The organism is Streptomyces sp. NPDC001502, assembly GCF_042894785.1.
In the GTDB taxonomy this organism is placed as follows: domain Bacteria; phylum Actinomycetota; class Actinomycetes; order Streptomycetales; family Streptomycetaceae; genus Streptomyces; species Streptomyces kutzneri.
In genome coordinates, this window is record NZ_JBIAVW010000005.1 from 316,224 (window position 1) to 336,660 (window position 20,437).

The 20,437-nt window shown below is 71.6% G+C and carries 21 protein-coding genes; 12 read left to right on the plus strand and 9 right to left on the minus strand.

Annotated features, from left to right (window positions below; translation table 11 throughout):
• Positions 1–106 precede the first annotated feature (106 nt).
• Genes ACFY0D_RS11025 through ACFY0D_RS11035 form a run of 3 tightly spaced genes read left to right on the plus strand, consistent with a single transcriptional unit; the run spans position 107 to position 3,629 of the window.
• The gene (locus ACFY0D_RS11025; RefSeq protein WP_390798031.1) at positions 107–1,783 is read left to right on the plus strand and encodes an FAD-dependent oxidoreductase; all 1,677 of its coding nucleotides are present in this window, start codon (positions 107–109) and stop codon (positions 1,781–1,783) included.
• Positions 1,780–3,279 (plus strand): ATP-binding protein, encoded by a 1,500-nt coding sequence (locus tag ACFY0D_RS11030; RefSeq protein ID WP_390798032.1) that lies wholly within the window; start codon positions 1,780–1,782, stop codon positions 3,277–3,279. Before ACFY0D_RS11025 ends, ACFY0D_RS11030 begins: the two co-directional genes overlap by 4 nt.
• Positions 3,276–3,629 (plus strand): UBP-type zinc finger domain-containing protein, encoded by a 354-nt coding sequence (locus ACFY0D_RS11035; RefSeq protein WP_390798033.1) that lies wholly within the window; start codon positions 3,276–3,278, stop codon positions 3,627–3,629. The genes ACFY0D_RS11030 and ACFY0D_RS11035 overlap by 4 nt, the downstream gene beginning before the upstream one ends.
• Positions 3,630–3,669: 40 nt before the next feature.
• Here ACFY0D_RS11035 and ACFY0D_RS11040 read toward each other — a convergent pair whose 3' ends face one another.
• From ACFY0D_RS11040 to ACFY0D_RS11055, 4 genes are all read right to left on the minus strand, one after another.
• Positions 3,670–4,410, minus strand: a complete 741-nt coding sequence (locus ACFY0D_RS11040) for a DJ-1/PfpI family protein (protein WP_390798034.1) — start codon at positions 4,408–4,410, stop codon at positions 3,670–3,672.
• Between the two features lie 146 nt (positions 4,411–4,556).
• The gene (locus ACFY0D_RS11045) at positions 4,557–5,339 is read right to left on the minus strand and encodes a crotonase/enoyl-CoA hydratase family protein (RefSeq protein ID WP_390798035.1); all 783 of its coding nucleotides are present in this window, start codon (positions 5,337–5,339) and stop codon (positions 4,557–4,559) included.
• A 73-nt stretch (positions 5,340–5,412) separates the two neighbouring features.
• Positions 5,413–6,129 (minus strand): response regulator, encoded by a 717-nt coding sequence (locus ACFY0D_RS11050; RefSeq protein WP_390798036.1) that lies wholly within the window; start codon positions 6,127–6,129, stop codon positions 5,413–5,415.
• 15 nt (positions 6,130–6,144) lie between these two features.
• Complete coding sequence (locus tag ACFY0D_RS11055) at positions 6,145–7,422, minus strand: sensor histidine kinase (RefSeq protein WP_390798037.1); 1,278 nt, start codon at positions 7,420–7,422, stop codon at positions 6,145–6,147.
• Positions 7,423–7,685: 263 nt separating this feature from the next.
• Here ACFY0D_RS11055 and ACFY0D_RS11060 point away from each other — a divergent pair, with 263 nt between their 5' ends.
• Entirely contained in the window at positions 7,686–8,120 is a 435-nt protein-coding gene (locus ACFY0D_RS11060; RefSeq protein ID WP_390798038.1) for a hypothetical protein, read from the plus strand.
• 138 nt (positions 8,121–8,258) lie between these two features.
• Here ACFY0D_RS11060 and ACFY0D_RS11065 read toward each other — a convergent pair whose 3' ends face one another.
• Positions 8,259–9,047: an SDR family NAD(P)-dependent oxidoreductase gene (locus ACFY0D_RS11065; RefSeq protein WP_390798039.1), complete on the minus strand. Its 789-nt coding sequence runs from the start codon at positions 9,045–9,047 to the stop codon at positions 8,259–8,261.
• Positions 9,048–9,120: 73 nt separating this feature from the next.
• Between ACFY0D_RS11065 and ACFY0D_RS11070 the strand changes: the two genes are divergently transcribed.
• The 6 genes from ACFY0D_RS11070 (at position 9,121) to ACFY0D_RS11095 (ending at position 14,358) form a co-directional block, all read left to right on the plus strand.
• Positions 9,121–9,759 (plus strand): TetR/AcrR family transcriptional regulator, encoded by a 639-nt coding sequence (locus tag ACFY0D_RS11070; RefSeq protein ID WP_390798040.1) that lies wholly within the window; start codon positions 9,121–9,123, stop codon positions 9,757–9,759.
• A gap of 352 nt (positions 9,760–10,111) precedes the next feature.
• Positions 10,112–11,593 (plus strand): sensor histidine kinase, encoded by a 1,482-nt coding sequence (locus tag ACFY0D_RS11075; protein ID WP_390798041.1) that lies wholly within the window; start codon positions 10,112–10,114, stop codon positions 11,591–11,593.
• 3 nt (positions 11,594–11,596) lie between these two features.
• Positions 11,597–12,007: a roadblock/LC7 domain-containing protein gene (locus ACFY0D_RS11080; protein WP_373037725.1), complete on the plus strand. Its 411-nt coding sequence runs from the start codon at positions 11,597–11,599 to the stop codon at positions 12,005–12,007.
• On the plus strand, positions 12,004–12,363 hold the full coding sequence (locus tag ACFY0D_RS11085; RefSeq protein ID WP_390798042.1) for a DUF742 domain-containing protein: 360 nt from the start codon (positions 12,004–12,006) through the stop codon (positions 12,361–12,363). The genes ACFY0D_RS11080 and ACFY0D_RS11085 overlap by 4 nt, the downstream gene beginning before the upstream one ends.
• Complete coding sequence (locus ACFY0D_RS11090; protein WP_314245026.1) at positions 12,344–12,964, plus strand: ATP/GTP-binding protein; 621 nt, start codon at positions 12,344–12,346, stop codon at positions 12,962–12,964. Before ACFY0D_RS11085 ends, ACFY0D_RS11090 begins: the two co-directional genes overlap by 20 nt.
• Complete coding sequence (locus tag ACFY0D_RS11095) at positions 12,961–14,358, plus strand: cytochrome P450 (protein WP_390798043.1); 1,398 nt, start codon at positions 12,961–12,963, stop codon at positions 14,356–14,358. Before ACFY0D_RS11090 ends, ACFY0D_RS11095 begins: the two co-directional genes overlap by 4 nt.
• Before the next feature lie 97 nt (positions 14,359–14,455).
• On the opposite strand, the gene ACFY0D_RS11100 is transcribed toward ACFY0D_RS11095, so the two are convergent.
• Positions 14,456–15,565 carry a hypothetical protein gene (locus ACFY0D_RS11100; RefSeq protein ID WP_390798044.1) on the minus strand — a complete coding sequence of 370 codons (1,110 nt, stop codon included), beginning with the start codon at positions 15,563–15,565 and terminating at the stop codon, positions 14,456–14,458.
• The gene (locus ACFY0D_RS11105; protein WP_390798045.1) at positions 15,562–16,479 is read right to left on the minus strand and encodes an SAM-dependent methyltransferase; all 918 of its coding nucleotides are present in this window, start codon (positions 16,477–16,479) and stop codon (positions 15,562–15,564) included. Before ACFY0D_RS11105 ends, ACFY0D_RS11100 begins: the two co-directional genes overlap by 4 nt.
• Before the next feature lie 312 nt (positions 16,480–16,791).
• Between ACFY0D_RS11105 and ACFY0D_RS11110 the strand changes: the two genes are divergently transcribed.
• Entirely contained in the window at positions 16,792–17,382 is a 591-nt protein-coding gene (locus ACFY0D_RS11110; RefSeq protein ID WP_390798046.1) for a dihydrofolate reductase family protein, read from the plus strand.
• 372 nt (positions 17,383–17,754) lie between these two features.
• On the plus strand, positions 17,755–18,792 hold the full coding sequence (locus tag ACFY0D_RS11115; protein WP_390798047.1) for a PP2C family protein-serine/threonine phosphatase: 1,038 nt from the start codon (positions 17,755–17,757) through the stop codon (positions 18,790–18,792).
• A 71-nt stretch (positions 18,793–18,863) separates the two neighbouring features.
• Here ACFY0D_RS11115 and ACFY0D_RS11120 read toward each other — a convergent pair whose 3' ends face one another.
• Entirely contained in the window at positions 18,864–19,295 is a 432-nt protein-coding gene (locus tag ACFY0D_RS11120; RefSeq protein WP_390798048.1) for a hypothetical protein, read from the minus strand.
• Positions 19,296–19,498: 203 nt separating this feature from the next.
• A complete protein-coding gene (locus ACFY0D_RS11125) occupies positions 19,499–20,401 on the minus strand; it encodes a LysR family transcriptional regulator (RefSeq protein WP_390798049.1) in 903 nt (300 codons plus the stop codon).
• Positions 20,402–20,437: the final 36 nt, after the last annotated feature.

A 20,437-nucleotide genomic window follows, 5' to 3' on the forward strand; every position in this document is an offset into this window, starting at 1 on the left:
GCGTCGTCCCGGAGCGGTCCGGGAGGATCGACCATACGATGGGCGGGAACCGGCGCGGGCGGCTCGCCGGGCCGCCTGCCCAGAGCACTCGGGGTGGAGACGACGTATGGCACAGGCCGCCGACACGGCGCGGACCGTCATCCTGACCGTGGACGACGACCCGGGAGTCTCCCGGGCCATCGCCCGTGACCTGCGGCGCCGCTATGGCGCCGAGTACCGGATCGTGCGCGCCGAGACCGGCGACTCCGCGCTGGAGGCGCTGCGCGAGCTGAAGCTGCGCGGGGACCTGGTGGCGGTGATCCTCGCCGACTACCGGATGCCGCAGATGAACGGCATCGAGTTCCTCGAACAGGCCCTCCAGGTGTATCCGGGTGCGCGGCGCGTGCTGCTGACCGCCTACGCCGACACCAACGCGGCCATCGACGCCATCAACGTCGTCGACCTCGACCACTACCTGCTCAAGCCCTGGGACCCGCCGGAGGAGAAGCTCTACCCGGTCGTGGACGACCTGCTCACGGCCTGGCGCACCAGCGACTACCGTCCGGTACCCGCCACCAAGGTGGTCGGGCACCGCTGGTCGGCGCGCTCCTCCGACGTGCGGGAGTTCCTGGCCCGCAACCAGGTGCCGTACCGCTGGTACTCCTCCGACGAACCGGAGGGGCGGCGGCTGCTGGAGGCGGCCGGGGCCGACGGGCAGCGGCTGCCGCTGGTCATCACACCCGAGGGCACCGCCCTGATCGAACCGGAGGCGCCCGAACTGGCCTCCCACGTGGGGCTCGCGACGACGCCGGCCGCCGACTTCTACGACCTCGTCGTCATCGGCGGCGGCCCGGCCGGGCTCGGCTCCGCGGTGTACGGGGCCTCCGAGGGGCTGCGTACCGTCCTGGTCGAGCGCTTGGCGACCGGCGGACAGGCCGGTCAGAGCTCCCGCATCGAGAACTACCTCGGATTCCCGGACGGCGTGTCGGGTGCCCAGCTCACCGAGCGTGCCCGCCGCCAGGCCGGCCGGTTCGGCGCCGAGATCCTCACGGCGCGTGAGGTCACCGGGCTGGAGGTCAACGGCGCCGCACGCGTCGTCCGCTTCTCGGACGGCTCGGCGATCGCCGCCCACAGCGTCATCCTGGCCACCGGTGTGTCGTACCGGCAGCTCCACGCGCCGGGCTGCGACCAGCTGACCGGCTGCGGGGTGTACTACGGCTCCTCGCTCACCGAGGCGGCTTCCTGCCAGGGGCAGGACGTGTACATCGTGGGGGGCGCCAACTCGGCCGGGCAGGCGGCGATGTACCTGGCGAGGGGCGCCAAGTCGGTGACGCTGCTGGTGCGCGGGGAGTCCCTGACGGCGTCGATGTCGTACTACCTGATCCAGCAGATCGAGGAGACGCCGAACATCACCGTGCGTACCCGGACCGTCGTCGAGGCGGCGCACGGCGAGGGGCACCTGGAGCAGCTGACACTGCGGGACGCGGACGGCGGAGGGAGTGAACTCGTCGACGCGCAGTGGATGTTCGTGTTCATCGGCGCGGCCCCGCTGACCGACTGGCTGGACGGAACGGTGCTGCGCGACGAGCACGGCTTCATCCTGGCCGGACCGGACCTCACCCCGGACGGGCGGCCGCCTGCCGAGTGGGAACTGGACCGGCCGCCCTACCACCTGGAGACCAACATTCCCGGCGTGTTCGTGGCGGGCGACGCGCGCGCCCAGTCCGCGAAGCGCGTCGCGTCCGCCGTCGGAGAGGGAGCCATGGCCGTGATGCTCGTCCACCGGTACCTGGAGCAGTCATGAGCGGGCAGGTCATGCCGTGCAGCCCGCAGGAGATCTCCTCGCTGTTCCTGTTCGAGAAGCTCACCCCGGAACAGCTCGGGCGGCTGTGCGCCGAGGGGCGGGTGGAGATCTTCGAAGCCGGCCCCGTGTACACCGAGGGCTCCCCGGCCACCTGCTTCTACGTGATGATCGAGGGCACCGTCGTACTGTTCCGCCGGGTCGGCGGCGACGACGTCGAGGTGAGCCGCACCTCGCAGCGCGGTGTGTACGCGGGGGCCATGCAGGCGTACCTGGGCGACCAGGTGCCGCAGACGTACACCAACTCGATGCGGGTGACCGAGCCGACGCGGTTCTTCGTGCTGCCCGCGCAGTCGTTCTCGGACATCATGCAGGAGTGGTTCCCGATGGCGGCGCACTTGCTGGAGGGGCTGTTCTTCGGCTCCAAGAACACCCAGCGGGCCATCGGGCAGCGCGAACGGCTGCTGGCGCTCGGGTCCTTGTCCGCCGGCCTCACCCATGAGCTCAACAACCCGGCGGCGGCCGCCGTGCGGGCCACGGCGACACTGCGCGAACGTGTCGGCAAGATGCGGCACAAGCTGGCCCACATCTCCCAGGGCCAGTACTCGCGCGAGACGATCGCCGACCTCATCGAGATCCAGGAACGCACCGTCGAACGCGTCGCGAAGGCGACGGCGCTCAGTCCGCTGGAGGCCTCCGACCGGGAGGACGAGCTCGCCGACTGGCTGGACGAGCACGGCATCGCGGAGGGCTGGCGGCTCGCGCCGACCTTCGTGCAGGCCGGGCTGGACACGGACTGGCTGGACCAGGTCGCGGCGACCGTGGCCGAGGAGATCCTGCCGTCGGCGATCGGCTGGCTCAACTACACGGTCGAGACCGAGCTGCTGATGGACGAGATCGACGACTCCACCACCCGCATCTCCCATCTCGTGGACGCGGCCAAGCAGTACTCGCAGCTCGACCGCGCCCCGTACCGGGTCGTCGACGTCCACGAACTCCTCGACAGCACCCTGCTGATGCTGTCCGGCAAGATCGGCTCCCGGGTGCGGGTGGTGAAGGACTACGACCGCTCCCTGCCGGACGTGCCCGCCTACCCGGCGGAGCTCAACCAGGTGTGGACCAACCTCATCGACAACGCCGTGTTCGCCATCGGGAGCACCGGCGGCGAGGGCACGCTGACGGTCCGCACGGCGCGCGAGGGAGACCGTCTGCTGGTGGAGTTCCGCGACACCGGACCCGGTATCCCGGCGGACATCCGCAGCCGCATCTTCGACCCCTTCTTCACCACCAAGCCGGTCGGCGAGGGCACCGGTCTGGGCCTGGACATCTCCTGGCGGATCGTCGTGAACAAGCACCACGGCAGCCTCCAGGTCGAGTCCGCCCCGGGGGACACCCGCTTCCAGGTACTGCTGCCGCTGACCGCCCCGGCCCCCGGGACCGATACCGATACCGGATCCGCTACCGGATCCGCGACCGAGACCGCTGAGGAGCCCGTATGAGCGACATCGAGGGAATCGACCCGAGCGCCGCGCCCACCGGCACCGGCTGCGCCGAGTGCGACGAGCTGGGCGGCTGGTGGTTCCACCTGCGGCGCTGCGCCCAGTGCGGCCACATCGGCTGCTGCGACTCCTCCCCCGCCCAGCACGCCACCGCCCACTGGAAGTCCTCCGGCCACCCCTTGGTGCAGAGCTTCGAGCCGGGCGAGGAGTGGTTCTGGAACTACGACACGGACGCCCTGTACGACTCCGGCCCCGAGCTGACCGCTCCGCACGATCACCCGGCGGAGCAGCCGACCCCGGGCCCGGCCGGCCGGGTACCCGAGGACTGGACGCAGCACCTGCACCGCTGACCGCCGTGACCCGCCGTGACCGCCGACTACGGCGGTCCGGCTACGGCCGCCCGGACGCGGGCGGCGTCCACACCGTGCCGCGGGCCTCGTATTCGAGCATGGCCTCCACGCCGGTCGCCGCGTCGGCACCCAGTTCCCGGCGTACGAGCCACAGGGCGAGGTCCAGCCCGCTGGTGATGCCACCCGCGGTGACCAGATCGCCGTCGTCCACCACACGGGCGTTCTTCAGGAGGCCGCCCTGCTTCTCCAGGTCGGGGCGCGCCTTGTGGTGGGTGGTGCAGGGGCGCCCCGTGGTCAGCCCGGCGGCGGCCAGCAGCATGGTGCCCGTACAGACGGCGCTGACGGTGAGGCCGGGGCGGACGGCCGCGGCCAGCTTCCCCGGGAGGACGCCGCTGCGGATCTCGGCCCACACTCCGGGGCTGTCGCGGCGCGCGTATCCGCCGCCGGGCACGAGGAGGATGTCCGCGGTGCGCGGGGCCCAGGCGTGCTCCACGTTCACCTGCGTGCCGTAGGCCGCGCGGACGACGCCGGGCCCGGAGGCGCTGACGTAGCGGACGTCGACCTCCCGGTCGGTGAAGAACCGGGCGGCCGCGAAGACCTCGTAGGGCGCGGCGAAGTCGAGCTCCTCCACACCCTCGTACATGACGACGTGCACGCGTAAAGGTCCCGCCGGCTTGCCGGCGGATCGCGGTTCCGCCGCCGCGGCCACCCCGGCGGCACCTCCCAGCGCGGCCGCGGCGCCGACGGCGACCTGGGCCCGGAGCACGTTCCTGCGGTTCATCCGATGGTTCCTTCCGATCGCTCGGCCGATACGCCGCTCTACGACAGGGGTCGGAGCCGCCGGAGGCCGGGTTCCCGGGGCCGGTTGTGGCAGGCGCCACACCTCGGCCAGGACGATCGTCGAAAGCCGCGGGTCCCGGGCACCCGCTACGGCCCGAAGGTGCCGTGTCGGCCCGCCCCGGCTGCGAACCGGCCCGCTCCGGCCTGGGTCTCACCCGCGGTCAGTGGCACCAGGCCGTGCCGGAACTCCCCCGCCAGAGCGTCCTCCTCGGCCAGTCCGTGCTGTTCAAGGACGGACAACCGGTCGTGGCGCAGGCAGATCCGGGGGAACCCGGCGATCTCGCGGGCCAGTTCCTCCGCGGCCGCCCTCGATCGGCCCGTGGGGACGACGCGGTTGGCCATCCCGATCGCATGCGCTTCGGCCGCCGGGACCGGACGGCCCGTCAGGATCAGGTCCATGGCCCGGCTCTCGCCGATCAGGCGGGGCAGCCGGACCGTACCACCGTCGATCAGGGGGACGCCCCAGCGGCGGCAGAACACACCGAACACCGCGTCCTCCTCCACGACCCGCAGATCGCACCAGAGGGCCAGCTCCAGGCCGCCCGCCACCGCGTGCCCCGCGACGGCCGCGATCACCGGCTTGCTGAGCCGCATCCGGGTCGGCCCCATGGGTCCGTCGCCGGAGGCGAGCACCTGGTTGCCGCGCTCGGTGCCGATGGCCTTGAGGTCGGCGCCCGCGCAGAACGTTCCGCCCTCGCCCCAGAGCACGGCGACGGCCGCGTCCTCATCGGCCTCGAAATCCCGGAAGGCATCGGCCAGTTGTGCCGCCGTCGGTCCGTCCACGGCGTTGCGTACTCCTGGCCTGCTCAGGATCACCGTGTACACGGGGCCGTCCCGCTCCACCCGCACCGAGGCCTGCTCGTCCGCCATGCCCGCTTCCCTCCTGCTCGCCGGCCTTCATTGTGGGGGCGGGGAGGCCGCCGCGCGGGACTCCCCCGGACGCTCAGCCCGGCCCGCCCGCAGCGGGGTCGGAGCCGGGGAGGCTCGTCGGGCCACCCGGCGTCACGAGCGCCGTCTCGTAGGCGAAGACGACGACCTGGGCCCGGCTGGAGAGCCCGAGTTTGGCCATCGCGCGGTTGAGGTGGGTCTTCACGGTGGCTTCGCTGATGAAGAGCTGCTGCGCGACTTCCGTGTTCGTCGCGCCCGTGGCCACGAGACGCAGGACATCGCGCTCACGGCCCGTCACGGTGTGCCAGTCCGGGGCGATCGCCCCCGGCGGTGTCGGCCCCGGGTGGTACGCCTCGATCAGGCGCCTGGTGACGGTCGGCGCGAAGAGCATGTCTCCCGAGGCGACGGTATGGATGGCGGCGACCAGCCGCTCGGGAGGCGTTTCCTTGAGCAGGAACCCGCAGGCGCCCGCACGCAGGGCGTTGTAGACGTATTCGTCGAGGTCGAAGGTGGTCAGCACCAGGATCCTCGGGGGTGTGCCGCCCGTGTCACCCGCGCGGCGAAGGATGCGCTGCGTCGCGGTGATGCCGTCGGTGCCCGGCATCCGGAGGTCCATGAGGATGACATCGGGGGCGGTGGCCTCGGCCAGCCGGACGGCTTCCTCCCCGTCGCACGCCTCGCCGGCCACGGAGAGCCCCGGCGCGGCGTTCAGCAGGGACACCAGTCCGGCACGGATGAGCAGTTGATCGTCGACCACCAGTACCGTGGGCATCGGGGAATTCGGTCCTCATCGGATATGGACGTCCCCGGTGCCCGGGGCCGGGAGACCCCCCGGCCGGTCACTGGTGGTGGGCGCCGGAAGGGTGAGCCGTACCTCGAATCCGCCGAGGGCGCGGGGGCCGGCGGTGACCGACCCGCCGTAGATCTTCGCGCGCTCCCTCATGCCGATCAAGCCGTGACCAGGTGACATCTCCCTGTTTGGCTGGAAGTTGTCGCCTCCCTCGTTCGTCACGCGCACCACGATGGTGCGGCGTTCGTAACGGATGGTCACGGCCGCCCGGGTCGGTCCCGCGTGCTTGAGCACATTCGTCAGCGCTTCCTGGACCACCCGGTAGACACACAGCGCCATGCCCTGCGGAAGCCGGATCGGGGATCCCGTGATCTCCATGGTGACCTCGGCCCCCGCGCCCCGTACCCGCTCCAGCAGCCGGTCCAGAAGGTCGAGCCCGGGGGCCGGGGCGTAGGCGGCGGCGCCGTCCTCCCCTTGTCCGTCGCGCTGTCCGTCCGGCTGTCCTTCCTGGCCGACGCGCAGGAGTACGAGCATCCGGCGCATCTCCTCCAGTGCCTCCCTGCTGGTGTCGGCGATGGTGTCCAGGGCCCGCCGGCTCGCCGCCGGGTCCGTGGGGAACACGTACGAGGCCATGCCCGCCTGGAGCGAGATCACCGACATGTGGTGTGCGACCACGTCGTGGAGCTCCCGCGCGATGCGCACCCGCTCCTCCGTGAGGGCCCGGAGTGCGTTCTCCTCCTGCTGTCCGCGCAGCTGGGAGGTCAGTTCGGCGAACTGCCTGTTCCGTTCGGCGAGTGCTCCCGAGCCGCGTCCGACGACGAGGACGACGGCCGGGAACAGGACCGCCTGGGCGAGGACGGTCGGCATGGAACTGTGTTCGATGTTGCCGATCCCGGCGTACACCCACACCCCCGCCACAACGGCCGCGCACACGAGCGCGGTTCGGGGGCGACGGGTCGCCGCCACCGTGTACAGGCCCAGGAGCGAGGGCATCGAATTGACCACCGGCCAGTACCCGCAGGCGATGAACACGGTCCACAGCGCACTGCTGGCGCCGAACACCACGACCGGCGCGAGGCGGCGGGCCACCATGACCAGGCCCACCAGGGCGGTCAGGACCGCCCCCAGTCCGTCCACGGACCGCCATCCGGCCGGCGGCTGCTCCTGCCCCAGCAACAGCCCGGCGCCGACGTATCCCAGCGCGAGCAACGAGTCGACCGCCAGCGGCCGGTGCCTTCCCCCGAGCCTGTCGAGGAATCCCGATCCAGCGTGCATCGGCGCAGCCTACGGGCCATCAGGCGGCTGGGCCATGGGCCTGCCGCAGGACCGGGCCCTACCACGTGCGCATGGTCCGGCTACCGCCGCGGTTGCAGCCGGGATGTCCGCCACCCGCACCGGGTGGAGGCCCGAATCATCCCGGTGCGTGCCGCCGGGCGGCCCCCCGCCCGCCTAGCTTTCTGTCTGGCCGGCCGCCGGGGCACACCGTGGCGGCGGCGCACCCATCGAATTCCGATTCCCTGAGAAAGGGAGAGACAGCCATGACCACTCTTGTGAAGCGCACGCTCGTCGGAGCCTCCGCCGTCGCCTCGGCCCTCGTCATCGGGCTGGCGGGCACCGCGAGCGCGGCCACCATCGGCTTCTACCAGACCTCCACCAGCGGCAAGGCCGAGATCAGCGGCACCTACGAGTACCACGTGTCGGGAACGATCCCGCAGACCGGCGAGAAGCTCTACTCCGGGTCGTTCCAGGGCTCCACCGCCAAGGACAAGGTGGCGGGCGACGGTTACGAGGCCGTCCTGGCCCTGGCCTACCAGGACTGGAAGGACGGGGCCTGGCACCCGGTGAAGAACTACGTGGCGGTGGTCAACGGCACGAAGAGCTGGACCTTCAAGAACAAGAAGGACGTGAAGGCCTACGCCTGCGACCGCAAGGTCGGCACCACCAAGCTGCTGAACTGCCGCGCCGCCTGGTAGACCTGCCCGACGTCACCCGAGGGGGCCGGAGCCGGACGTCCACGGGGGAGCGTCCGGCTCCGTTCGCACTCCCCGAAGTACCGGAGGGCGGGCCGTCACCCCTGTGACGGCCCGCCCTCCGGCGCTCAGGCCGTCTCGTCACGCCTTGAGGGCGCGCCCTGCCACGGTCAGTGCGAGGCGGCGGGGGGCCAGAGCGGACGCGGCGGCGGAGAGCCGGTTGCCGAGGCCGACGACGATGCTGGGCGGGGTCTTGCCGCGTTCCAGCGCCCGGCGCGCGGCGGTGACGACCTGCTCCGGGGTGGCCATCCGGCCCACGGCGGCGTCCCGGCTGCCGACGACGTCGAAGAACTCGGTGCGGACCGGCCCCGGCGAGACGGCGAGCACCCGCAGGGAGGAGGCGCGCGTCTCGTACGCGACGGCCTCGGTGAAGTTCAGGACGAAGGCCTTCGTGGCGCCGTAGACCGCCATCGCCGGGGTCGGCTGGTAGGCGGCCGCACTGGCCACGGTGACGAGGGCGCCCCGGCCGTCGGCCGTCAGGCCGGGCAGGAACTCTCTGGTCAGTTCCGTGACCGCGAGCACGTTGAGCTGGATCATCTCGCTGATCCGGGCGGGGTCCTCGCCGGCGAAGGGGCCGTGGGTGCCGAAGCCCGCGTTGTTGACCAGGGTGTGGACCGGTACGCCGAGTGCGTCGAGCTCCGCGCGCAGCGCTGCCGCGGCGCCGGGCCGGGCGAGGTCGGCGGCGATCGGGCGGGCCGTGACCCCGTACCGGCGCTCCAGGTCCGCCGCCAGCTCCTCCAGCCGGTCGACGCGCCGGGCGACGAGGACGACGTCCGCTCCGCGTTCGGCCCACTGCCGGGCGAACTCGACGCCGAGGCCTGCACTCGCCCCGGTGATCAGGGCTGTGGTTCCGCGGTATGTCATAGACATGGGTCGGCGCTCCGTTCCGGGACTCCGGTTGATGGTCGATACTTGAATGTAGACAGAGCAAACATTGTTGTCAATGACAACATCGAGGGAGGAGACCGCCTTGGCCGACGCCGATGCGCCCTATCACCACGGCAATCTCAGGGAGGCCCTGCTCGCGCGCGCGGAGACCGTGCTCACGGCCTCGGGGGCGGACAGCCTCTCCCTCCGCGCCCTCGCGCGGGACCTCGGCGTCAGCCATGCGGCGCCCGGCCGCCACTTCCGCGACCGGCAGGCGCTGCTGGACGCGCTCGCCGTGGGCGGCTTCACCCGGCTCAACGAGCGCCTCCGGGCCGCCGTGGGCGATCCCGGCCCCGTCACCGCCCGGCTCGCCCGCATGGGCCGCGCGTACATCGGCTTCGCCGTCGCGCACGCCCCGCTGCTGAGCCTGATGTTCACGGCCAAGCACGCCGACCACTCCAGCGCCGAACTCCGCGAGCTCGGCCACCAGAGCCTGGAGATCGCCGCCGAACTGATCGCCCTCGCGCAGCAGGAGGGTGTCGTACGGGCCGGCGACCCGGCCCGGCTCGCCCAGGTCGCCTTCTCCGTGGTGCACGGCCTCGCGGCCCTGGCCGTCGGCTCCCTTCTCGAGGACACGCCGCTGGACGAGGCGACCGACCTCGCCCTCGACGTCCTGCTCACCGGCCTCGGTACGGCCGGCCCCGGCGCCCCGTAGCGCATTTCGGTGCCGGTCGCCACCCGCGAGCCGAGGGGTGCGGCCGGAACCGATCGGAATGCGCGCGCGGATTCCCGCGCGCCGAACGGGTCCGGCGCGCCGCCCACCTCCCGTTACGCCACCGCGCGCCGCGCGCGGGCCCGGATCCTCGCCGGAATTCGACGTCATCGATGGCGCATAACGGTTCCTCCGGTCCGATGAACTCCAACGAAAGGCCCCATCAGGGAAGTTGGGCGTAGTTATGCTCCCGCCCACCGGTCAGAAGGCCCCCCTTTTCGATAGTTCGAGGACGCCGATGGAGCAAAGAGGTACGCCCCCCGAAAGTGCCCGCCTGGAGGGAAGAGCAAGCCGGATGCTGCCCGCGATCGCGGTCGTGGCCGCCGCCTGCCTGGTAGGGGCGCTCGCTTCCTCCTCGGGACCGCTCGGCACCGTCCTGATCGCCGTCGGCGCCGTGTGCACCGCGGCGGTCTTCGTCGAGGCCCGCAGACGCGGCCGCGCGCTCGCCGCCGGGCGCGCCCAGGTCGCGGCTCTCCAGCACGCCCTGGCCCGGCAGGAGACCGAGGCGGCCCGGCTGTCCCGGTCGGTACTGCCCGAGGCCATCGAGCGGCTGCGCAAGGGCGAGCTGGCCGAGGAGGTGCTGACCGCCCTGGGAGGGCGCGGCGGCCACGGCAGCCGCTGGGGCGACGACGAGGCCCTGACCCCGCGCTTCAGAGCCGCCCTCCAGGCTGTACTGGCCCACGTCGTCGACGCGGTCGACAACGAGGAGAGCCTGCGCGACTCGGCGCAGCGGGCCTTCGTGAACGTCGCCCGGCGCGTGCAGGCGATCGTCCATCAGCAGGCCCACGAGATGCGCGAGATGGAGGACCGGCACGGGACCAACCCGGACGTGTTCGGCGACCTGCTGCGGCTCGACCACGGCACCGCGCTGATCGGCCGGCTCGCCGACTCCATCTCGGTCCTCGGCGGCGCGCGCCCCGGCCGCCAGTGGAGCAGGGCCGTCACCCTGTACAGCGTGATGCGCGGCGCGATGTCGAGGATCATCGACTACCAGCGGGTGGAGCTGCACTCGGTCTCCGAGGTCGCCGTCGTCGGTCCCGTCGTGGAACCGCTGATCCACACCCTGGCGGAGCTGCTGGACAACGCCACCCGCTACTCGCCGCCGCACACCCGGGTCCACCTCACGGCCGTCGAGGTGCAGTCGGGCATCGCCGTGGAGATCGAGGACGGCGGCCTGAGCATGAGCGAGGAGGCCCGCAGCCGGGCGGAGAAGATGCTCGCCCAGGCGCAGTCCGGCATCGACCTCAACGACCTGGGCGAGACGCCCAGGCTGGGTCTGGCGGTGGTCGGCCGGCTGGCACAGGCGTACGGGTTCCAGGTGTCCCTGCGCTCGTCCGCGTACGGCGGCGTCCGCGCCGTGGTGATCGTGCCGCAGCACCTGATCACGACGGCGTCCTCCGCGACCGGGCTCGCCCACGGCATCGGCTCCTCCTCGGGGCCCAGGGCCGTGGCCGCCACACCGCGCGAGCACCCCTTCGACCGCTCGTCGGCGGGCGTGGGCGCGCCCGCGCCGCGGCCGGCTCCGGCGCCCAGGCCCGCGCCCGTCGGCGCCGGGCAGCCGGAGGCCGACGCACGTACCGCGACCGGCCTGCCGCAGCGGCGCCGGAAGGACCGTGTGACCACCGCCGACGCCCGGCCGGCCGCGGAGCCCCGGTCGGCGGACGACGGCGGCCCCGGAATGTGGCTGGAGGCGTTCCACAGCGGACTGTCCGGCACCCCCGGCCACGATGTGCCGGGCACCGAAGGAACGTCGGGTTCAGCGACCAAGGGGGCGTAAGCAATGATGACTCAGCGAATCAGCAGCATGGACTGGATGCTCAAGGACCTGGCCGCCGGAGTGCCGCAGACGCGGCACGTGATCGTCCTGTCCGCGGACGGGCTCTGCGTGGCGCAGTACGGGGCCGAGACCGACACGGCCGACCGCCTGGCGGCGGCCTGCGCGGGCCTGCAGAGCCTGGCCGGAGCGGTGGCCGCGGAACTGCCCCGCTCCGAGGGCAGGATGCGCCTGGTCGTGATCGAGATGGACGGCGGGTTCTTCTACCTGATGGCCGCCGGCGACGGCTCCTACCTCGCGGTCCTCGCCGACGAGGGCGTGGACGCGGGGCTGATGGGCGCGCAGATGCGCAACCTGGTGACCCGAATGGGGGACCACCTGAGCAGCCCGCCCCGACATGACGGGCAACCCGCGTGAATGAGCCGCCCGCAAGCTGGGAGGACGGCAGCCCCGAACGGCTCTACGTCATCACCGGCGGACGCAGTGGACCCTCCACCGCCGTCCATCTGGACCTCGTGACCTTAGTCGTGGCCAAAGGGTCCGCCCGGCCCGAGATGCAGCCCGAGCAGGCGGCCATCCTGCGGATGTGCCGGTCACCGCTGTCGGTGGCCGAGATCGCCGCGTACGCGGGCCTGCCCGTGAGCGTCGTCACCGTGCTGGTCGGGGACCTGATGGCCGCTCGACGTGTGTACGTCCGTCCGCCCGTTCCCGCCGCACAGCTACCCGACCTTGCTCTGATCGAGGCAGTGATCGATGGACTTCAGAAGCTCTGACCCGCCCGCCGGGCCACGCGAGGCGGACATACTCCCGCAGACGGCCGCGGCCGCCGTGAAGGTCGTCATCGTCGGCGGCTTCGGCGTGGGCAAGACGACGATGGTCGGTGCGGTCAGCGAGATCAAGCCGCTGACGACCGAGGAGACGATGACCCGGGCCGGCGTCGGCGTAGACGACACCTGGGGCGTGGACCGCAAGATCACCACCACCGTCGCCATGGACTTCGGCCGCATCAGCATCAACGACGAGCTCGTCCTGTACCTGTTCGGAACACCTGGCCAGGAGCGTTTCTGGTTCCTGTGGCGCGGGCTCTTCGAGGGCGCGCTCGGAGCGGTCGTGCTCCTCGACACCCGCCGGCTGGAGATCAGCTTCGATGTCATCGGACGGCTTGAGGAGCGGGGCGTCCCCTTCGTCGTGGCCGTCAACTCCTTCCCCGGCGCACCCGAGCATCCGCTGGAGGAGCTGCGCCAGGCCCTCGATCTGCCCCCCGCGGTCCCGATCCTCGTCTGTGATGCCAGACGGCGGGACTCGTCCCGCGATGTCCTGCTGACCCTCATGCGCTACCTGCACTCCCAGGCAGCCACCCAGGAGGCAATGTGAGTAACAGCCCCACCCCACCGCCCGAGTGCCCCGCCCACGCGGCGGCGGCGACCGCCGGCGGCCTGTACCGCCTCCACGGGGCGGAGGCCCAGGCCGATCCCCTCGCGCTGTACGAGAAACTGCGGGCCGAACACGGGGCGGTGGCCCCTGTACTCGTGAGCGGGGACCTTCCGGCCTGGCTGGTCCTCGGCCACCGGGAGAACCTGGACGTGGCACGCACGTCCTCGCGCTTCGCCCGCGACCCGCGGGGGTGGCGCGACATGAAAGAGGGCCGGGTGCCGGCCGACACCCCGCTCGGCCCCATGGTCTCCTGGGTGCCGGTGTGCAACTTCACCGACGGGCCCGTTCACGAGCGGCTGCGCTCGGCCGTGGTGGAGTCCCTGGAGCGCTTCGACAAGCGCGGCATCCGCCGCTACGTGACCCGCTTCGCCAACCAGCTCGTCGACCAGATCGCGGGTGAGGGGTACGCCGACCTGGTGTCCGCCTTCTCCGACCAGCTCCCGATGCTGGTCATGACCCAGCTCATCGGGGCACCCGACGAGCACGGACCCTTGCTGGTCAACGCGGCGCGCGACATGCTCCAGGGGACCGAGACGGCCCTCCAGAGCGACCGCTACGTCACCGCCACGCTGGAACACCTCGTCGTGGAGCGCAAGGCCAGGCCCGTGCGCGACCTCGCGTCCTGGCTGATCGAGCACCCCGCGAACCTGAGCGACACCGAAGTGCTGATGCACCTGCGGGTCGTGCTCATCGCGGCCTACGAGACCACCGCCAACCTGATCGCCAACACGCTGCGGACCGTACTGACCGACCCTCGCTTCCGGGCCAGCCTCTCCGGAGGCCACATGACGCTGCCCGACGCCCTGGAGCAGGTCCTGTGGGACGACCCGCCGATCAACACGATCATCGGGCGCTGGGCCACCGGCGACACCGTGCTCGGCGGCCGGGAGGTGAAGGCCGGCGACATGATCCTGCTCGGGCTGGCCGCGGGCAACGCCGACCCGCAGATCCGGCCGGATCCCGCGGCCTCCGTCCACGGCAACCGTTCCCACCTCGCCTTCAGCAGCGGCCCGCACGAGTGCCCGGGCCAGGACATCGGCCGTGCCATCGCGGACACCGGCATCGAGGTCCTGCTGGACCGGTTGCCCGACCTCCAGCTGGCGGTCGACGCGAGCGAGCTGCAATGGCGCGGCACCCTCATGTCCCGCCATCTGCTGTCCCTGCCGGTACGGTTCGCCCCGCGCCCCGTACCGAACGCTCAGCCCCAGGACGAGCAGCCGGCCGGGCACCCCGTGCACGCGCCCGTCCCGCCGCAGCCGACGGCCGCGCCCGCGGTGGCGGGTCGCCGCCGCCGCGGCGTCAGCTGGTGGCGGCGACTGCTCGGCCTCGGCTGACGGCCGCTCGGCTTCTCGGCTTCTGCTGACGGTTTCCGGCTTCCGGCTTCCGGGCCGAGGGGCCCCGGGCTCAGCGCCCGGGGCCCCTCGGTATCACTCAGTCGTGCACCCGCTGCCACCAGGAGGCGAGTGCCGGCACTTCCGGCGGCTCGGTCCCGGCGAAGCTGGGGACGTCGGCGTACCGGATCGCGAACCGGGCTTCCGCCAGGGGCAGTTCGTGCCGGTTGCGCGGGCTCGCGTACCGGGGTGCCCGGGTCTGCCAGGCGATGGAGCCGGCCACGTAGTGTCCCAACGCCGCCAGGTGGCGGCGCAGTTCCGCGTTCGCGCCGGCCTCCATGTGGGCCCGCAGCGTCATGAAGCGGACCATCACCCGGTCACGCAGGGCCACCGCGAGCGGCACGGCTTCGGCGGGCGAGCAGTTCTCCTGGTGGGCGAGGACATTGACGAGATTCACCTCCCTCGGCTCCAGGTGGTCGTCCTTGTCGTAGGAGAACAGGTCGTTGTCCGCGCTGACGACGAATCCCGCCGCATCCGTCAGTACCGTCAGAGCGCGGGAGCAGAGCACCTCCGCCGGCAGGCGGTCCCCGCGTGCGACGTCGGACCAGGTCAGCGAGAAGCGCGTACCGTTCGCCAGCGGCCCCATGGCGACGAAGTCGTTCAGAGACGGCATGCTCCCGGCCTCGGCCCGGGCGGCCCGCCAGGCCGCTCCGAGCAGCCAGTCGCGCGTCCCCTCGGCGAACCTGCGCAGCTCGTAGGGCGTGAGCATCGCATGGGTGCGGCGCACCAGGTCCAGCAGTGCACGGGTCATCGGTCCGTCGGGCAGCACCGAGGCTCCCGGGTCCTCGATGGTGCGCAGCAGACGTACGCCGTGTTCGACGACGGCACCCGTCCCCACCTCGTCGGAACCCGAGTCCTGCCAGTCGTCGACGGCGTTGGCCCAGTAGTTCCATTCGGTGAAGAGCAGGAGGGCCTCCGCGTTCCCCCCGGGGATGATGCGGCTGGAGAAGTCGGCGCTGTGGGTGGCGAGACCCCATGCGCGCTCGACCGGATCGGGGTAGACACCGAAAGCGTCCAGCCACTCGACCGCCAGCGCCTCCACCTGCTTCGCCTCGGGATGGACGAGGTCGCGCTCCAGGGGGCAGTAGAAGGACGGCAGGCGCGTACCGAGGAGCGAGGGGCGCGGCGGCGGTGCCGGTGACGTCGTCATCGGCGGCCCCCGATCCGGAAGTGCAGCAGCCGCGTCTGCACCGCGTGGTCACGCCAGAGCCGGAAGAACCTGCTGTGCGCGAGCGTCGACTGTTCGAGCCGTTCGCCGGTCCAGGCACCGGGCCGGGCATCGGCGTCCGCGCGGAGCCGGTCGAGTTCGGCGGTGTTCCACGCCATGGACTGCACCCAGAACTCCGCCACCGAGTCCGTCACGTCCTCCTCGTGCACGAGTTCGAACCCGGCCGCCTCGGCTGCGGCGAGGTATTCCCCTCTCAGCCCCAGTCGCGTTCTGTAGTAGCCGTCGATGAACTCGCGCCATGCCGAGCGGCCCACGAAGTGCTCCTGGATCCCGAACCATCCACCGGGCTCCAGCGCCTTGGCGACGACCTCGAAGAGTCGGGTCCGGTCGGTGTAGCCGCTGCTCTCGTTGGCGTAGACGGCGTCGTACGCACCGGTCTCGTCCAGGTCGTGCACGTCCCCCAGTACGGGATTCACCCGCTCGCCGACCCCGGCGTGCCGGGCGAAGTGCCGGACGATCGGGATGTGTTCCGCCGCGACGGTGAGGCTGGTGACCGATGCTCCGTGCTCCTGCGCCCAGTACAGCGACGTCCCGCCCAGGCCGCAGCCGATGTCCAGCAGGCGCCGGGGCGGCACGTCGTACGCGCCCCACGACCGGGCCGCGTGCTCGACGATCCGCTCCTGCGCGTCGAGCATGCGCTGCTTCAGCACGTTCTGGGGGGCGGTACTGTCCGGCGGGCCGTCCGGATACAGACCCACGTGGAAGTGGACACGGGGGCCCGGGCCGTACTTGTGCAGGATCTCCTGCGTCTTGTGGCTGTAATAGAGCTGTATGGGATCGTCCGCGGCCGAGCCCTGGTCGCCGGGTAAGGACGATACGAGGGGGGTGACGCGCATGGGGTGTCCGCCCTTTCGTGGGGTAGGGCTGCCTCCGGGACACGCTGTCACCGCACTCACCGCGTCCCGTCCGGCACACTGTTGAAGCACGGATCATCGTGGCACTTCGTATGCCCCACGTCAGCCCACTGGAGCAACACGGAACAGCATCCGGGTCCGACCGGTCCGGAGCGGCAGAGGGGGCCGGGGCCGGCAGGTCGAAGGCGACCATCCAGGACGTCGCCCATTGGCCTGCCGGGCCCTTCTTGACCGCGGGGCGGCGACAGCTCACGACACGCTAATTTGGGGCACCCCAAAGCAGAGGAGAGCCTCGTGGGCAAGGTGGTCATGTACGGCTCGGTGTCGGTGGACGGCTTCGTCGCGGACGAGAATGACCGGCCCGGACCGCTGTTCGACTGGTTGTCCAGCGGTGACGTCCCGTTGGACGAGAGCGGCGAGCTGAAGGTGTCGCAGACGTCCTACGACTACACCCGGCCGTACTGGGACCAGATCGGAGTCACGATCGTCGGCCGCCACGTCTTCGACCTGACGGACGGCTGGGACGGGAAGCCGCCGGGCGGGATCGACCACGTGGTCGTCGTGACGCACCGGCCGGAGCCCGAGGGCTGGGACCCCGAGGCGCCGTTTCACTTCGTCGACGGCGTCGAGGCAGCCATGGCCAAGGCGCAGGAGCTTGCGGGTGACCGCATCGTCGAGGTCGCCGCGGGCGACGTCGGTGGCCAGGTGCTTGCCGCGGGCCTGATCGACGAGGTGCGCATGGACCTCGTACCCGTCGTGATCGGGTCCGGCAAGCGCTACTTCGGCTCGGTCCACGCGCAGCACCTGCTGGAGGGTCCTGACGCGGTGATTCAGGGCAGCCGGGTGCTTCACCTGCGCTATCGGGTGCGCCGTTTTCCGATCTGAGCGGGTACCTGAAGAAGTCCACTGCGAACGGTTCCCGGCGCCGGACTCATTCGCCCTTGCGGACAGGAACTGTCCGCAACCGGGCAGGCAACGTCGCAGAGCCCTCGCCGTACACGACGAGGAGCACGCACAGGACACGTCCGACACGGCTGAACACCCGGCGTTTTGCCTGGTCGGCCTGCCTGTCGGGGCTGACACGACGGCCGGCGGCCACGCGATCCCGAAGCACCCGCGACAGTGGCCGCACGATCCGGGGCGGGCGGCCGACCGCCGACCGTCAGAGCGCTATGACCCGATTACGTAGATATCCTGTGAAGTGTGATCGAGTCTGGACGGCCGCGGCTACGCAGGCGCCCTGGCCCGGGAAGACTTGTGCGGCTGTCGCCGGTCATCCTGACCGTCGTCATCGCCAGCCTGGCGTACAACACTCCGCCGGAAATGGCCTTCAGTCGTCTCCTGCCCGCGGCGCCGGCCCTTGCCGCCGCCATGTGGCCGGTGCTGCCCACCGTCCTGCTCGGGACGGTCTGTCTCATCCTGATGATCGGCCTCAGCTTCGTCTTCCCCGACCTGGGGACGTGGTGGACGGCCGCGGGGATCATCGCGGTCACCGTGGCCGCCGCGTACGGAAGCCATGTCCGGCTCCAGCGGGAACGCACCCTCTTCCAGGTACGGCTCGTCGCCGACGCGGCGCAGCAGGTGGTACTCAGCCCCCTGCCCCGCCGCTTCGGCGGCATCGAGATCGAGTCGCTGTACCTCGCGGCCGCCGCCGAGGCCCGCATCGGCGGGGACTTCTACGAGGTGGTCGACACGCCCTTCGGGGTCAGGCTGCTCATCGGTGACGTGCGGGGCAAGGGCCTGCCCGCGGTGGGGGCGGCCGCGGCGATCGTGAACGCCTTCCGGGAGGCCGCGTACGGGGAGCCCGACATGGTCGACGTCGCCCGCCGGATGGACGCCAGCAGCACCCGTTACAACGGCGCCTTTCCTCCCGAGGGGCCATTGGAGCGGTTCGCCACCGCTCTTCTCGTCCAGATCCCGCACGGGGGCAGACGTATCGACATCCTCAACTGCGGACACCCCCCGCCGATGCTCCTGAACCGCGGGAACGTCCTCACCCTAGAGTCCACGACCCCCTCTCCGCTGCTCAGCCTCGCCGAGCTGATCGGCGACCACTACAGCGTCGACAGCTTCGGCTTCGCCCCCGACGACCTGCTGCTCCTCTACACCGACGGGATCGCCGAGGCCCGTGCCCGCGACGGCGAGTTCTTCCCGCTGGCGGCCTGGATGCGTCGACAGCCCCCGACACCGCCCGACGAACTGCTCACGGCGCTGCACCGCGACCTCCTCAGCCACAGCAAGGGACGCCTCGACGACGACATCGCCGCCCTCGCCGTACGTCTGTGCGAGCCCTGAGGTCCTCGGCTTCGGGCCACGGCCATCAGCCGCGAGCCCGCCTCGCGATAGAGCGCGTTCCGAACCGCGGGTCAGGGCTTCAGCTCGATGCCGAACCCGCCCGCGTCGGGGGCCGGAACCCGGTCCGGGTTTTCCTTTGCCGCAACATCCGGGTCCGGGGCAGGAGCGGGGGCCGGAGCCGGGGCGGGAGCGGGGTTGGGGGCCGGAGCGGGCTTCGGGGTGTCGGGCTTGTGCTCGCAGTACACCTTGCCCTGGTAGAACTTGCAGCCCGGCATGTTCTCCACGTCCCGGGGCTTGCTGTTCTTCCTGCCCTTCGACCTGTCCTTGCCGCCCCGCTCATGCTTGCCGGCCGCGCCCCCGTGACCACTCTTCGCGTGCGCCTCGGCGGCCTGCGGCGCGGCCTGGGCGGCGAATGCGCTGGTGGGAACGAGCGCGCCTCCCGTGACGAGCGCGGCCGTAACGGCGAACATCGCGAATCGCTGCTTGCGGGGCGTGCGGGCCATGAGAATTTCTCCAATGAAGAGGCGACGAAGGGGGAAGTTCCAGAAGGCGTGAGGCGAAATGCCTGTTTTGTCCTTCTGTTAAGAGCCTGGCCGCGGAACCTCATGAGGCTGTCCGCCGACTGTCACAGGCGCGTGACAGGGCACCTCCGCACGGGCCGGCAGCCCCTTCGCTTTCGCTTCCGAACGGTCGGCGGGCGGGCCCGTCAGGGCCATGGCGCGGGCTCCACGCCGGTCTCCCCAAGGACCTTCAGGAAGGCTTCGACCGGGGCCGGGAACGGCGGTGCGCCGTAGACGACGGCGTCGACGAAGCGGTGGTCGTCCGGTAGGCGGTCGATCCTCACGCCGGGGTGGAGATGAGCGCGCAGGGCGAGGCCGGGCAGCGTACTGACACCGAGGCCGGCGGCCACGAGTGCCTGGGCCGCGACGTAGTCGTCGGTCTCGAAGGCGATCTCGGGAGTGAAGCCTCGCTTCCCGCACGCCGACAGGAGGTGCGCACGGCACCGCTCGCAGCCGGCGATCCACCGGTGTCCGCGGTAGGTGTCGAGGTCGGTGCGCGGACCGGGCCAGGATGCGCCGGCCCGGCTGACGATGTAGACCGGCTCGTGCAGGACCGATGTCACGGTGTGGCCCTCGCGGTCGGCGGGTGGGCCGTCGCCGTGATGGAAGGTGAAGGCGACATCGACCTCGCCGCGCCGCAGGGCCGCCAGGGCTTCGGGCGGCTCCGCTTCGGTCAGGGCGAGTTCGATGTCCGGGTACGCGGCGCTGAAGGCGGCGGCCACCGTGGGCACGACCGTGGCGAGCGCGGAGGGGAACGCCGCGAGGCGCACCCGTCCGGCACTGAGCCCGGCGTGGGCGGCAAGTTCGGTCCGGGCCGAATCGATCCGGCCGAGGATCTCCTCCGCGCGATCGGCGAGCAGTCGGCCGGCCTCGGTCAGCCGGATGCCACGGCCTGCCCGCTGAACGAGAGGCACACCGGCTTCGGCTTCGAGCCTGGCGAGGTGGTGGCTGACCGACGGCTGCGCGTAGTGCAGCGCGGCGGCAGCAGCCGTCACCGAACCCTCGCGGGCGATGGCGGCGAATACCCGGAGGCGGTTCTCGTCGAACATTCATCGATGATATCGATGAGTTCATCAGAAACTGAC